Origin of the sequence: Mesorhizobium sp. M0140 (assembly GCF_040322475.1) — a bacterium.
GTDB lineage: Bacteria > Pseudomonadota > Alphaproteobacteria > Rhizobiales > Rhizobiaceae > Mesorhizobium.
The window spans coordinates 120,649-134,232 of the sequence record NZ_JAMYTM010000002.1 but is presented as its reverse complement, the minus strand read 5'-3'; the positions used below and the strand labels follow the sequence as shown (position 1 = coordinate 134,232).

At 64.0% G+C, this 13,584-nt stretch carries 11 protein-coding genes; 6 read left to right on the top strand and 5 right to left on the bottom strand.

Annotated features, from left to right (window positions below):
• Positions 1-18: 18 nt before the first annotated feature.
• Genes NKJ37_RS02585 through NKJ37_RS02575 form a run of 3 tightly spaced genes read right to left on the bottom strand, consistent with a single transcriptional unit; the run spans position 19 to position 3,845 of the window.
• Positions 19-1,620 carry an ATP-binding protein gene (locus NKJ37_RS02585; protein ID WP_352772547.1) on the bottom strand — a complete coding sequence of 534 codons (1,602 nt, stop codon included), beginning with the start codon at positions 1,618-1,620 and terminating at the stop codon, positions 19-21.
• On the bottom strand, positions 1,611-2,303 hold the full coding sequence (locus tag NKJ37_RS02580) for a response regulator transcription factor (protein WP_128304302.1): 693 nt from the start codon (positions 2,301-2,303) through the stop codon (positions 1,611-1,613). Before NKJ37_RS02580 ends, NKJ37_RS02585 begins: the two co-directional genes overlap by 10 nt.
• Before the next feature lie 3 nt (positions 2,304-2,306).
• The gene (locus NKJ37_RS02575; protein ID WP_352772545.1) at positions 2,307-3,845 is read right to left on the bottom strand and encodes a DUF4153 domain-containing protein; all 1,539 of its coding nucleotides are present in this window, start codon (positions 3,843-3,845) and stop codon (positions 2,307-2,309) included.
• A 422-nt stretch (positions 3,846-4,267) separates the two neighbouring features.
• Between NKJ37_RS02575 and NKJ37_RS02570 the strand changes: the two genes are divergently transcribed.
• Together NKJ37_RS02570 and NKJ37_RS02565 are read left to right on the top strand one after the other, a co-directional pair.
• Entirely contained in the window at positions 4,268-5,158 is an 891-nt protein-coding gene (locus tag NKJ37_RS02570) for an HpcH/HpaI aldolase/citrate lyase family protein (protein ID WP_352442389.1), read from the top strand.
• A gap of 51 nt (positions 5,159-5,209) precedes the next feature.
• Positions 5,210-5,416, top strand: coding sequence for a DUF1737 domain-containing protein (locus NKJ37_RS02565; RefSeq protein WP_013528780.1), 207 nt, complete (start codon positions 5,210-5,212; stop codon positions 5,414-5,416).
• On the opposite strand, the gene NKJ37_RS02560 is transcribed toward NKJ37_RS02565, so the two are convergent.
• Positions 5,403-6,089, bottom strand: coding sequence for a hypothetical protein (locus NKJ37_RS02560; protein WP_352612530.1), 687 nt, complete (start codon positions 6,087-6,089; stop codon positions 5,403-5,405). The genes NKJ37_RS02565 and NKJ37_RS02560 overlap by 14 nt on opposite strands.
• Positions 6,090-6,264: 175 nt before the next feature.
• On the opposite strand from NKJ37_RS02560, the gene NKJ37_RS02555 reads away from it, so the two are divergent.
• A complete protein-coding gene (locus NKJ37_RS02555) occupies positions 6,265-6,951 on the top strand; it encodes a TetR/AcrR family transcriptional regulator (RefSeq protein ID WP_352723102.1) in 687 nt (228 codons plus the stop codon).
• Positions 6,952-6,982: 31 nt separating this feature from the next.
• On the opposite strand, the gene NKJ37_RS02550 is transcribed toward NKJ37_RS02555, so the two are convergent.
• Positions 6,983-7,405 (bottom strand): metallopeptidase family protein, encoded by a 423-nt coding sequence (locus NKJ37_RS02550; RefSeq protein ID WP_023763026.1) that lies wholly within the window; start codon positions 7,403-7,405, stop codon positions 6,983-6,985.
• Positions 7,406-7,588: 183 nt separating this feature from the next.
• Between NKJ37_RS02550 and NKJ37_RS02545 the strand changes: the two genes are divergently transcribed.
• The 3 genes from NKJ37_RS02545 to NKJ37_RS02535 are packed head-to-tail and all read left to right on the top strand — an operon-like array spanning position 7,589 to position 13,387.
• Positions 7,589-8,626 carry an ImuA family protein gene (locus tag NKJ37_RS02545; protein ID WP_352772542.1) on the top strand — a complete coding sequence of 346 codons (1,038 nt, stop codon included), beginning with the start codon at positions 7,589-7,591 and terminating at the stop codon, positions 8,624-8,626.
• Entirely contained in the window at positions 8,568-10,043 is a 1,476-nt protein-coding gene (locus NKJ37_RS02540; RefSeq protein WP_352772539.1) for a DUF6504 family protein, read from the top strand. Before NKJ37_RS02545 ends, NKJ37_RS02540 begins: the two co-directional genes overlap by 59 nt.
• A complete protein-coding gene (locus NKJ37_RS02535) occupies positions 10,040-13,387 on the top strand; it encodes an error-prone DNA polymerase (protein ID WP_352772536.1) in 3,348 nt (1,115 codons plus the stop codon). Before NKJ37_RS02540 ends, NKJ37_RS02535 begins: the two co-directional genes overlap by 4 nt.
• The last annotated feature ends 197 nt before the right edge of the window (positions 13,388-13,584 follow it).

Here is a 13,584-nt window from a genome sequence, read left to right as displayed (position 1 = left end):
TCCGGCCGATGGTGTCCGTCACGCCACCGGCACAATGATCTCGAAGCGCGTGCCGCGTTCGCTGTCAACCAGCGCGATCATACCATCATGCGCTTTCAGGAGGGCCAGCACGATGCCGAGCCCCATGCCGGTGCCGCCCTGTTCGCGCCGCGTGGTGAAGAACGGCTCGAAAATGCGCGCCCGATTGCTCGGCGAAATGCCGGCGCCGTCGTCGCTGACCAGGATGCTCGCCTTGCCGTCGGCGCTCGTAGCGGAGACAGAAACCGCCGTCGCGCCGTGCCTGGCCGAATTGTCGATGAGATTGGCCAGCACGATAGCCGCGTTCTCGGCCGATATGCGCAATCTGATGTCGCCGCCGGCTCCGACGCAAACCGCCAGCCTGTTGTCGACGGGCAGCAGCGCCAGCGCCGCACCGATCGATGTGCTTTCGCCGCTCGGCGCCAGGTTTTCGGCACGCGCTAGGTCGAGCAGACGGCGAACCAGCAGATTGAGCCGCCCGGCGTCGGTGACGATATTGTCGGAAAAGCGCCGCCGCTCCGTATCGTCCATCGCGCCACCGGAATCGCGCAGCAGTTCGGCCGCGCCCTGGATCGCCGTCAGCGGCGATTTGAGCTCGTGCGAGACATGGGTGGCGAAAGTCTGGATGCTGTCCGACCGCGCCTGAAGCTTTTCGGCCATGTCGAGGAAGGCTGCGGACAGCTCCGCCATCTCTCGCGTGCCGTGATGGTCGAGCGGCCGGATCGCCGTGCGGTCGCCGGCGGCGATGCGCTCGGTGCGGTCGATCAGCGCATAGATCGGCCGGCTGACGGTGCGCAGGAAGATGAGACCGATGAGCAGCGTGCCGCCGAGAATGGCAATCGCCGCCAAGGTCACCTTGCCGCGTTCGCCATAGAGATGCTTGATGATGTTGTTGGGCGTCCGCGACACATAGACAACGCCGGCGACCTGGCCATCGACGGCGACCGGCAGGGCGACGAAGATACGCACCTTGGTGCCGCGGCTGACTGAATAGAGCGGTGGCGTCGGCTGGTCGGGAATGCGCAGCCTGAGCGCGCTGGCATAGTGACCGGCAAGTGCTGTGCGCACCTCCTCGGCCGCACCGAGCGACTGGCCGACCTCGCCACGACCGGCGATGACGACGCCCCGGGGATCGAGCAGCCGGAAGCCGGCCAGCGTGGTTTTCTGCGTGGCGTCGAGAATACCGGACAGACGGGTGCCGATCGCGGCAAAGGCGGGATCGACGATCGCCGGCATCGCCGCCGGCCGGGTCGGCAGCACATAATCCGAGGCAAGATCGAGTTGCGGTTCGATTGGCCTGTAGAGCGGGTCCGGATTGACGCTTCGGCTTGAATCCCCGCCTGGCCCCGGCATCGGCGCGCCGAGCTTGTCCGCCGCAATGCCGGCGTCACGCACATCCTGCGCATAGATGGCGGCGATGGCCGCCCCTTGCGCGATCAGCTCCGCTTCGGTCTGACGGATCAGCTGGTTCTCGTAGAGGCGGAAGAAGAACAGGCCGACCAATGGCAGGGCCATCACCATGATCAAGATGGCGACGACGACCGTGGCAAGCCGTGGCCGCCATTTGCGGCCGACCCATTTGCCGGAAGTCGTCAGCCGCATCGGCCGAGCCGGAAGCCGACGCCATGCACCGTCTCGATAACATCCAGGCAACCCACTGCTGCCAGCTTGGCGCGGATGTTGCGGATATGGCTGTCGACGGTGCGGCCGGCGACATGGATGTTTGCGGCATAGGCGCTGGCCATCACTGCGTCGCGGTCGAGCACATGCGCGGGCCGCGTCAGAAACCCTTTTAAAATCGAGAATTCGATCCCCGTCAGGGCAAGCGCCTTGCCATCGAAGCTGGCAGCGTGACTGGCCGGCGCCAGAGCCAGTTTGCCATGCGAAAACTGCCTGTCGTCGACCGGTTCGGGCGCCGCCGGGCGGGCGCGCCGCAGGATGACGTTGACGCGGGCGACCAGCTCGCGCGGGCTGAATGGTTTCGTTACATAGTCGTCGCCGCCCATTTCGAGCCCGAGGATGCGGTCGATCTCCTCGTCGCGCGCGGACAGGAACAGCACCGGCACATCGGATGTGTGCCGCAGTCGCCGGCAGACCTCCAGCCCGTCCATCTCCGGCATGCCGATGTCGAGCACGACAAGATCCGGCGCCCGGCGGCCGATCGCTTGCAGGGCGGCGGCACCGTCGGCCACCCCTGTCGTTTTCATGCCGGCCTTTTCCAGCGCAAAGCAGATCACCTCGCGGATGTGCGGGTCATCGTCGGCGACGAGGATGTGATGCGGCATGGATCAGCGGCCCGGCATGGAAAGTTCGATTGCGGAGGGAATCACGAACGGCCCCTTGGTGTCGAGATATCGAAGCAGCCGCCAGTCGCGAAAGCTCCAGGCCCGCCAGTTCTGCTGGATAGTTCGATACCAGATTTCATCGCTGCCGCGCACGCCGGCCAGTTCGCGGACAGTGCCGGCGGCCGCCGTCTTGCCCTGCTGCTCGAGGAACCGATCGAGTGCGGGAAACGCGCCCGGACCGAGCGAGTGAAGATACCAGGCGTCTAGGGGAATGCCCTGGCCGGTCATTTCGAGGGAATGGTCGACATTGTAGTTGGCGATCGTCGCTGCAAAATTGATGAAACAGCCGGCATAAAGCGCCAGAGATAACGTCAGAAGATTGGCGGACAGCAGCCATTCGTTGGATTTTCCCAGTGCGATGCGGGCGATGATCAGGGCAAGCCCCGATGCGACCAGCCCCATCCAGACGAAGGCGGCGACGCGCCAGTAGGTCAATGCATAGATGCCGACATAGAGGTCGAGCCGCAGGATCGACGAAATGACCAGCATGATGTTCTGCGCCACCCAGGCATAGACCAGCCGGCGGATGAGCGGATCGGCCGATGTCTCGCTGCCTGGTCGCAGCGCCGTCAGCACGAAGCCGGCGGCAAGCAGCGCAGTGACGATCAGGGGATAGGCGCCACGATGCGCGTAGGCCGCGTAGCTCAGCCCGTCGGGAAGGGCCGCCCCGCCCCACAGATAGGTGGCGTCGAGCGCCGTCTGCAGCGCAAACAGGACGTTGAAGATGATCAGGGCGCGCAGGATGGCGGCCTTGCCGAACAGGATGTCTTCGATGGTGGTGACGGTTTTGTCGGCTTGAGCGCTGACGGCCGGCGCCGCGTGCGGGATGCGACGAACTAGGCGCGGCAGGCGCGGCCGCAGAAAAGCCCAGACAGCAGCTAGCACGAACAGCCAGAAGGCAATCCGCGCCAGTTGGATAAGATCGAGCAGCCTCACGAGGTCGATCAGCGACAGCCAGTAGTCGATCACCGGATTGGCGGCGCCGAACAGCGCCAGGAAGACCGCACCCAGCGTCAGCGGCATCACCCAGACAGCGATCGCCGCCAGCCGGATGCGCCGTCGGCCGAACCGGCGCGCCGTCTTGCGCCAGCGGATGAAATCATTGGCGAAGCGGAACGGCGCCGCCAGCCCGAACAGCGCGATCTGGCCGGCAATGCGGGCGATGCTGTGCCGCAGCCGCCCGCTCAGCGAAAGCGCAAAGACGGTCAGCGCCGCCAGCGCGATCGAAACTGACAGGGTGCTGACGTTTTCAGCCAGCGGCAGCAGCGCGACAAGCAAGGCGGCGGGCTTGAGCCAGACCCTGCCGTCGCTGAAGGCCGCGGGATGCACGGCGACCACCGCGGCGGCAATCAGGGTGGCAAACAGGAAAACCGTGATGCCGGCGGGTTGGCCATAAAAGAGAGAATCCGCAAGTGCTGCCAGCAGGATGGCGACACCGAAGCGGCTGCAATAGCTCGGCGCGGCGGTGAAGAAGGATATCATGACCTGGCCTTCCTGATGGCGTCCGGCCGGATTGCCGGCGGGGTTCTGCGGACAAAGGGAATGAGGATCGCCGTGGCGTTCGCGCGCGGCGATCGGCCAGCCACCAGCCTTCGCTGCGCAGCCGGTGAGGCAGGAACCAATAGGGTTTTGCTCGCTTTTGCATGCCGCCTGTTTGTCAGGCCGACGGGGAAAGGGTGGGGCGGATGCGAGGAGGTTTTCCGCAGGCATGTGCAGTTTTCGTGCAGGGTCGGGACGCCGAGCGTCTACCTCCCCCTTGTGGGAGGTCGGACCGCAGGTCCGGGTGGGGGTCCGGCGCCGCACCCCCACCCCGCTGCTTCGCAGCGACCCTCCCCACAAGGGGGAGGGTGGGCGCACAGCCCTGCGCGCTTGCCTCCAACAACCGCAGGCGGCATAGATCACCCATGGAAACCTATCGCCCGCGCCGCTCCGTGCTCTACATCCCGGCCTCCAATGACAAGGCCTTGGCCAAGATCGCGCAGCTTGCCTGCGACGCAATCATCATCGACCTGGAAGACGCCGTCGCTCCGGCCGACAAGATCACTGCCCGCGAAAAACTGGCCAGCATTTTCGCCGGCCATCCCGTTGCCAGCCATATTGGCAGACGCTGCGAGATGATCGTGCGCATCAATGCGATATCAAGCGAATGGGGCGCCGACGACCTGCTGGCTGCCGCAAGCTGTGAGCCCGACGGCATCCTTCTGCCCAAGGTCGACACGCCGCGCGACCTGCTCGAGGCCGGCGATGTGCTTGACGACAATTTTGTCCCCGATAGCGTGAAACTATGGGCGATGATCGAGACGCCCAAGGCGCTGCTCAACATCGGCGCCATCGCCGAGCTTGGCCGTGATCCGGCCTCGCGGCTAAATTGTTTCGTTGCCGGAACGAATGATCTGGTCAAGGAGACCGGCATTCTGGCAACGCCTGATCGACGCTACCTCGTGCCATGGCTGATGCAGATGGTGCTGGCCGCGCGCGCCGGCGGCATCGACATGCTCGACGGCGTCTCCAACGATTTTCGTGACCTCGACGCTTTCACACATGAATGCGCGGAAGCCGCAGCCATGGGGTTCGACGGCAAGAGCCTTATCCACCCGGCCCAGATCGAAGCCGCGAACCGAGCCTTTGCGCCGTCCATGGAAGCGGTGGCCGAGGCGCGCTCGGTGAAGGAAGCCTTCGCGCTGCCGGAAAATGCCGGCAAGGGCGTGATCGCGCTGAACGGCAGGATGGTCGAGCGGCTGCACTTGGCGCAGGCCGAAAAACTGCTGGCGAAGGCAGCCGCCATCGGGTCATAAATGCTCGATGGATGCGGGCGAGCTATAGCTACTCACGACAGGAATTGAACAATGAAACTCTACCGCTTTCTGTCCGCTCCGGACGATGCCAGCTTCTGCCACAAGGTGACGGCGGCGCTGAACAAGGGCTGGCACCTGTTCGGCTCGCCGACCTATGCCTACGACAAGAAGGCCAAAGCGATGCGTTGCGGCCAGGCCGTGGTCAAGGATATAGACGGCCAGGAATACGGACCCGATACGAAGCTCAGCGACTGGTAGGCTCCGCTCGCATCCACAGCCAGCCGGCCAGCCAGGCGATGGCTGCCGCAAGCGTCACCAGGCCCAGGTCAAGAGCCCACTCCGGCACGAACGCACGGAGCGCGATAGGCACCGCGCCAATGAAATAGAGGGCGAGTGGAATGCGCGGAACGCCTCTTGCAACGACAAGAGAGATTACAAACGCAAGTGTCCCAAGCAGAAAAAGGAACGAACTGACGACCAAAGCCAGTCCGAGAGGGCCGGCGCGCAGCTCGATGATGGTTGTCAGCGGAAGTTTCGAAAATACCAGATTGATCACCACTTCCACACCGACCAAACTTGCCAGTGCAACGAAGTTGATGACAAACGCGATGGTGCCGAACAGGCCCGCGCGCCGGCCAAACGCAAGAAACAGGCCGACGACAAGACCAAGCGCCAATATCTCGGCGACCGGTGCGAGAAGTTGCGTCAGATCGGTGGTCGCGATGAGCGAGCTGCGTTTGGCCGCGTTGACCAGGAGAATAAGCGCGCTTCCGACGCCGGCCGCGGAGGCAAGCCGATAAAGCGTAGCGCTGGGCACAGCCGCGCTCGACTGGATGGTCGTGGAATTCTCTTTGCGCTGAGGTTCTTCGGCTGAACTCCTCAGCGAAATGAGCGATTGCGGACGGCGGGGTTCGGCGGTTCTGGCAAGCATCTTCGTTTCCTCATCCGGGAAAACGGGAGCCGCGAAGACCGCAGGCCTGTTCCGATCCCATCTGTAATCACTGCTTACATGCTCTTGCCTGCATTGTAAACAGTGATTACATAAATCGCGGATCGTGCTACAGATGCGTGAAGCAGGCCTCCGGAACGAAAACGAAGGAGAAGAGATGGCAAACGCCAAGACGCCTCACCGCACCGGCTACCACCATGGCCATTTGCGGGACACGTTGATCGATGCTGCAATTCAACTTGTCGAGGAAGGCGGCCCCGACAATGTAAGCGTGCGCGAAGCCGCAAAGCGGGCCGGCGTTTCCCCCGGCGCCCCCTTCCGGCATTTTCAGTCGAAAACAGCGCTGCTGACCGCGGTCGCCGAACAGGCCATGAACCGGCTGACAGAGGCCGTTGCCAATGCACTTTCAGCAGTCGACAGCGCGGATCCCATCGTGGCCTTCGAAGCAATCGGACAAGGCTATCTGGAATGGGCGATCGCCAATCCCACGCATTTCCAGATCATCAGTTCCCGAACCCTGATTGATTTCGACGCGTCGGACAGTCTTCGCGGTCAGAATGAGGCCATTCGCCGGAAGATGATCGACCTGCTGACCCAAGCGCAACACCAGGGTCAACTGGCTGCGAACGCGGATTTCGATCATCTGGTTCTTGCCGCTCGTGCCTTTGTCTATGGGTTGGCACGAATGGTGGTTGATGGTCATTTTCCGGAGTGGCATCCGTCCGAGCCGCCATCGCTCGCCGTGCGCAAGGCGCTGCATCTTTTCATCAGCCGAATGACCAACCTATCTGAAGCGGGATCCCAGAAACCCTTGCCGCCGCTGGGTTGTGGACCGACTGGATAGGAATGGACATTTCACGCGACGCAGGAACCAGCTATTCCGCCGCCTCTTCGATCTTCTCCATATCATCGTCCGACAGGCCGAAATGGTGGCCGATCTCGTGGATCAGCACGTGGGTGACGATGTCGCCCAGCGTCTCTTCGTTCTCGGACCAGTAGTCGAGGATGGCGCGGCGATAGAGCGTGATCCGGTTTGGGCCTTCGCCGGTCTGCGGGTTCCAGCGCTCGGCGATGCCGCGTCCCTCGAACAGACCGAGCAGGTCGAACGGCGTTTCTAGCGACAGATCGTCCATGATCTCGTCGGTCGGGAATTCGGCGATCTGGATAACGATCTCGCCGGTCAGCTTGCGAAAATCCTCCGGCAGATGGGCGTACGCCTCCAGCGCCAGGAACTCCATTTCGTCCATCGAGGGCGAGAGTTCGTCGTGCCAGGTGCGGGTCTTGTAGATGCGGGCCATGCTTTGTCCTTTGATCCCGGCATATAGGCTTTCGCACCGTAATCGGCAAATGACACGGGCCGATGCGCCTGCGCCATCCGCGCGGAGAGGAATAAATTCCCCATGTGTCTGCTTGACTCTTGGGATGCGCTCTGGAATCTATAGGGAACATAACAGGAACAATGTGAGTGGAAGCTGACCGTCATGGCGATGACCGCCGTGGCGCGGGAGACTGTTTTTGCCCTGCGCCGCCAGATCGCGAAAATCGAGGGAACGCTGCCCGAGCGCTTGGCTGCGCCGGCCGCCGCGCCCTTTGATGCCGACGTCAACACCGATCTCACAATCGTCCGGCGTGGCATTGCCGCGGCGTTGCCGGATGCGTTCCTGCCTATTGGCGTCGAGCGCCTCGACGCCGCCCTGAGCGGCGGCCTGCCGAAGGCCGCCCTGAGCGAAATCCATGGCACGCAAACCCGCGATGCCGGGGCCGTCGCCGGCTTCGCTTTGTCGCTCACAAGCCTGATCCTCAAGCAAACGCCGGGGCTGCCGGTGCTGTGGATCGGCACATCGGAGATCTTTCGCGAGGCCGGCTTTCCCTATGCCAGGGGGCTTCACGCCTCGTTCGGCATCGAGCCGGAGCAATTGCTGTTTTCCGAGGCACCGAGACTTGTCGATGCGCTGTGGGTCGCCGAGGAGGCGGCCCGGATGACGGCGCTCGCCGCGGTCATCCTCGAAATTCGCGGCAATCCGCAGCGGCTTGACCTGACCGCGACACGCCGGCTGCATGCAAGGGCGCAAGCGGCCGGCCGCCCGGTGTTCCTGCTGCGGCAGGCGGCCGAGCCCGAACCGACGGCGGCACCCGTCCGCCTCATCGTCACGTCGGCACCGGCGGTGCCGCGCGACACCATCGCCGGGCCGCTGGCCGGCTCGATCGGCCGCCCGGCCTTCACCCTCACCATCGGCAAGAGCCGCACGGCCCTGCCTGGACAATTCACACTGGAGTGGAATCCCGATGAATGCGCATTCGACGAAAGATGGGGTGACGAAAGAAGGAGCGAGGGAAGAGACCGGGCAAAGAATCCTGTCCCTGTGGTTTCCCTATCTGGCGGCGGAAAGAATCCTGCGGCAGCGTCTGGGGCGGTCCTGGCGTTCCCGGCCGTCGGATCACCCATCTCACCCGCCGCTCGTGATCAGCCATCGCGACCGCAACGCACAGCGCATCTCGGCCCTCGACGAGCGGGCTGAGGCGCTGCATCTGAAGCGCGACATGGGCATTGCCGATGCGCGCGCCATGCATCCGTCGATCGACATCGTCGAGGCCGATCCGGAAGCCGACCGCCGCCTGCTCGAAGGCCTTGCCGACTGGTGCGACCGCTACACCCCGCTGGTGGCGCTGGATGGCGCGGACGGCCTGTTTCTCGACGTCACCGGCTGCACCCATCTGTTCGGCGGCGAACGTGCCATGCTGGACGACATCCTGTCGCGCTTCTTCCATCAGGGTTTCGATGTCCGTGCCGGGCTTGCCGCGACGCCGGGCGCGGCCTGGGCGGCGGCACGGTTTTGCGGCGACCGCATCGTTGGGTCAGGCGAGGAGGAAGCGCTGCTGGCACCCCTGCCGCTGGCCGCGCTGCGCATTGAGCCGGCGACCCGCACCAGCCTGGAAAGCGTCGGCCTGCGCACGGCGGGCGCCGTCATGGCGGCACCGCGCGTGCCGCTCGCCCGCCGCTTTGGCGCCTTGCTGCTCCTGCGCCTCGACCAGGCGCTTGGCCGTCTCGACGAAGCGGTGTCGCCGCGCCTTCCCGTCGCGCCGCTTTCGGTCGAACGCCATCTCGCCGAACCCGTCACCCTGACCGAGGACATCGAACGGCTGGTGGGCATGCTGGCGGCGACCTTGAAAACCGATCTCGAGCGCCGCGGCGAGGGTGCCAGGACACTGGCGCTGCTGCTCTTTCGGGTCGACGGCGCCGTCAGCCGCATCGCGCTCGGCACCTCGCGGCCGATGCGCGAACCCATGCTGATCCAGAAACTGTTCCATGAGCGGCTGGCCGCGCTCGAACAGGATATCGATGCCGGTTATGGCTTCGACTTGGTGCGGCTTTCGGTGCTGGCGGCAGCCACCTTCGACATGCAGCAGGCCGATCTGACTGGCGAAACGGCCGACGACGGTGCCGACATCGCGCTGTTCGCCGACCGCATCCGCGCCCGGCTCGGCGAGGGCGCGGTTCTCCGGCCGGTCGCGGTCGAAAGCCATCTGCCGGAGCGTGCCGTCGCCACGATCCCCTTCACCGAAGCGCCACGCCGGACCACGCCGCCGAAGAAGCCGGACAGGCTGCAGGCACCAAAAACCATATTTCCGCCGGAACGGCCGATCCGGCTGTTCCGCTCGCCCGAACCCATCGATGTGCCGGCCACTGAAATGCCTGAAGGACCACCGCTGAACTTCCGCTGGCGGCGCGCGCTCTACCGGGTCACGCGCGCCGAAGGGCCGGAACGCATCGCCGCCGAATGGTGGCGCGAGGCAGCGAGCGACCCGATCACGTCAACCCGCGACTATTTCCGTATCGAGGACGCCGATGGTCGCCGCTATTGGCTTTACCGGCAAGGTCTTTACGGCAACACGCAGGTGCCGCCGCGCTGGTTCATGCATGGTGTCTTCGCATGAACGCGCTGACCGTCATTCCCTTTGCCGAGTTCGGCATCCAGTCGAATTTCTCCTTCCTGCGCGGCGCCTCCAAGCCGGAGGAGCTGGTGGTCGCGGCCAAGCTCCTGGGCTTCTCGGCGATCGGGCTTGCCGACCGCAACACGGTGGCCGGCGTGGTGCGCGCCTGGCAGCAGGCCAAGGTCGAGACACTCTCCTATCATCCCGGCTGCCGGCTGGTTTTTGGCGACGGCACGCCGGACATCCTCGCCTATCCCCAGGACCGCAAGGGCTGGGGGCATCTGTGCCGCATGCTCACCCAGGCCAATCTGCGCGACGAGAACGAAAAGGGCGCCACCCTTCTCCAGCGCAGCGACCTGCTCGAATGGGGGGATCTGATGTCGCTGGCAGTCCTGCCCGATCTGTCGGCGGGGGCGCAGGACGGTCTCGCCTTGCTTCGGCTGCTCAAGGATCGTTTCGGCAGAAATCTCCGTCTGGCCGTTTCGCCCGACTACGCCGGCAATGACCGTTTCCGCATCGAGCAGGCCGCGGCTCTTGCCGAGAGCGTCGGTATTCCGCTGATGGCGACCAACGACGTTCTCTATCACACCGCCGAACGGCGCCCGCTGCAGGACGTGCTGACCGCGATCCGCCTCAACACGCCCGTCGCCGAGGTCGGGCTGCAACTCACCGCCAATGCCGAGCGTCATCTGAAGCCGCCAATGGAGATGGCGCGCCTGTTCCGCAGGCATCCGCAAGCATTGGCCGAGACCTTGCGGTTTGCGGAAGAATTGACCTTTTCGTTGAGCGACCTTCAGTACAATTATCCGGACGAGCCGACGGAATCGGGTCTTGGCCCACAGGCTGAACTGGAGCGGCTGGCTCGGGAGGGAGCGGCCAACCGCTATCCGGCGGGTGTGCCGGATTCGGTGATCAAGCGCATCCAGGAAGAGCTCACTCTCATCGAGCGCCTCAACTACGCCCGCTATTTCCTGACCGTCTACGACATCATCAAATTCGCCCGTGGCCAGGGCATTCTCTGCCAAGGACGTGGTTCGGCCGCCAATTCGATCATCTGCTTCTGCATCGGCATCACCGAAGTCGGACCCGACAAGATCGATACGCTCTTCGAGCGCTTCATTTCCGAGGAGAGGAACGAGCCGCCGGATATCGACGTCGACTTCGAGCATGAGCGACGCGAAGAGGTGATGCAATACATCTATGAGAAATACAGCGGCAAGCGCACGGCACTTGCCGCCGCCGTCATCAGCTATCGCGGCCGGTCGGCGCTGCGCGAAGTGTCGAAGGCAATGGGTCTGTCCGAGGATATCAGGACGTCCCTTTCCGGCTCGATCTGGGGCTGGTCGACCTCGGAGCTCGGCGAGAAGGAAGCCCGCGCCGGCGGCCTCGACCGCACCGATCCGGTGTCTCGGCATGTGATGGAACGCGCCAACGAGATCATGGGGTTTCCCCGCCATTTGTCGCAGCATGTCGGCGGCTTCGTCATCACCAGGGACCGGCTCGATGAGATCGTGCCCATCGTCAAGACGGCGATGGACGAGCGCAAGATGGTCGAATGGGACAAGGACGATCTCGACGCGGTGAAGATCCTCAAGGTCGACATCCTGGCGCTCGGCATGCTGACCTGCCTGCAACGCGCCTTCACCTTGCTCACGGATCACTATCCTAATGCGCGGGATGACTATGGGCAGCCCTATGTGCTGGCCACCCTGCCGCCGGAAGATAAGCAGGTCTACAAGATGATCTGCCGCGCCGATACGCTCGGCGTCTTCCAGATCGAATCGCGCGCCCAGATGTCGATGCTGCCGCGTCTCCAGCCAGACAATTTTTACGATCTCGTCATCGAGGTGGCGATCGTGCGGCCGGGCCCGATCCAGGGCGATATGGTCCATCCCTATCTGCGCCGCCGGCAAGGCAAGGAAAAACCCGAGTATCAAAAGCCGGAGCTGGAGGCGATCCTCAGCAAGACGCTTGGTGTGCCGCTGTTCCAGGAGCAGGCGATGAAGATCGCCATTGTTGCCGGCGGCTTCAAGCCGGGCGAGGCCGATGAACTGCGCCGTGCCATGGCCACCTTCAAGCGCACCGGCACCATCGGCAATTATCGTCTCCGCATGATCAAAGGCATGGTCGACAAAGGTTACACGAAGGACTTCGCCGAGCGCTGCTTCAAGCAGATCGAGGGTTTTGGCGAATACGGCTTTCCCGAAAGCCATGCCGCTTCCTTCGCCCTGCTCGTCTATGCCTCCTGCTGGTTCAAGACCTTCTATCCCGACGTGTTCTGCGCCGCGATCCTGAATTCACAGCCGATGGGGTTTTACCAGCCGGCCCAGCTGGTGCGCGACGCAAGCGACCATGGTGTCGACATTCGTGACGTCGACGTCAATTTTTCGGTGTGGGATTGTGCGCTGGAAAAGGCGCCGTTCGATCCGGCCCGCATCATCCCACGCCATGCCGAAATGCGCGGCGTCATCGAGACGAAGCATGCCGTCCGGCTCGGCTTCAGGCAGATCAAGGGCCTGTCGAAGGAGCGCATGGAGGCTTTCGTCGAACAGCGCAGCTCAGGCTATGTATCCGTCAGGGATGTCTGGCTGCGCTCCAGTCTCGATGTCGGCGAGATCGAAAAACTGGCGCAGGCCGATGCCTTCCGCTCGCTCGGCCTTGATCGTCGCGAAGCCTTGTGGGCGGTGCGCGCGCTCGACGGCAAGAGCGCCGCCGAAAGGCTGCCGCTGTTCGACCAGCCGGCGCTTCGCCTGCGCGAGCTGGAGCCTGAGACGAAGCTGCCGAAAATGCCGCTCGGCGAGCATGTCATCCATGATTACCGCGCGCTCGGCCTGTCGCTGAAGGCGCATCCGGTCGCCTTCCTGCGCGAGCGGCTCGACCGCGCCGGCGTCATCCCCAATGCGAACCTGCCTTCCGTGCGCGACGGCAGGCGCGTCTCCGTCGCCGGCCTCGTGCTGGTGCGGCAGCGCCCCGGCAAGGGCAATGCGATCTTCCTGACGCTGGAGGACGACAAGGCGGTTGCCAACGTCATCTTCTGGCAAAGAACCTTCGACCGTTACCGACCCATCGTCATGGGCGCCCGGTTCGTCAAGGTCACCGGAAAATTGCAGTCGGAATCGGGCGTGGTCCACATCGTCGCCGAGAGGATCGAGGATCTGACGCCCTGGCTGACCGTACTTCTGGAGAAGGTCAGCGGGGCCGAACCAGCGGTTTCTCCGAGAGACCTCGCCAAGGAGCGTTCGGATCACTCCAGCCCCGCCAAACAAAGCGCACCGATCCGGCAGGATCTCGCAACGCTGTCCGAAGAAGCGGAAAGGGTCATGCCCAAGGGGCGGAATTTTCAGTAGTGTCAAAAACTTCGATGGCAGCGGGACAGCACCCCCCTCTGTCCTGCCGGACATCTCCCCCGCAAGGAGGGAGATTGGCAGCTTTGGCGCTTTCGCACATTCCAGCAACCGTGGAGATTAGCGAAAGCCGAGACTACATCCAATCTCCCCCCTTGCGGGGGAGATGGCCGGTAGGCCAGAGGGGGGTGCTGTCCCGC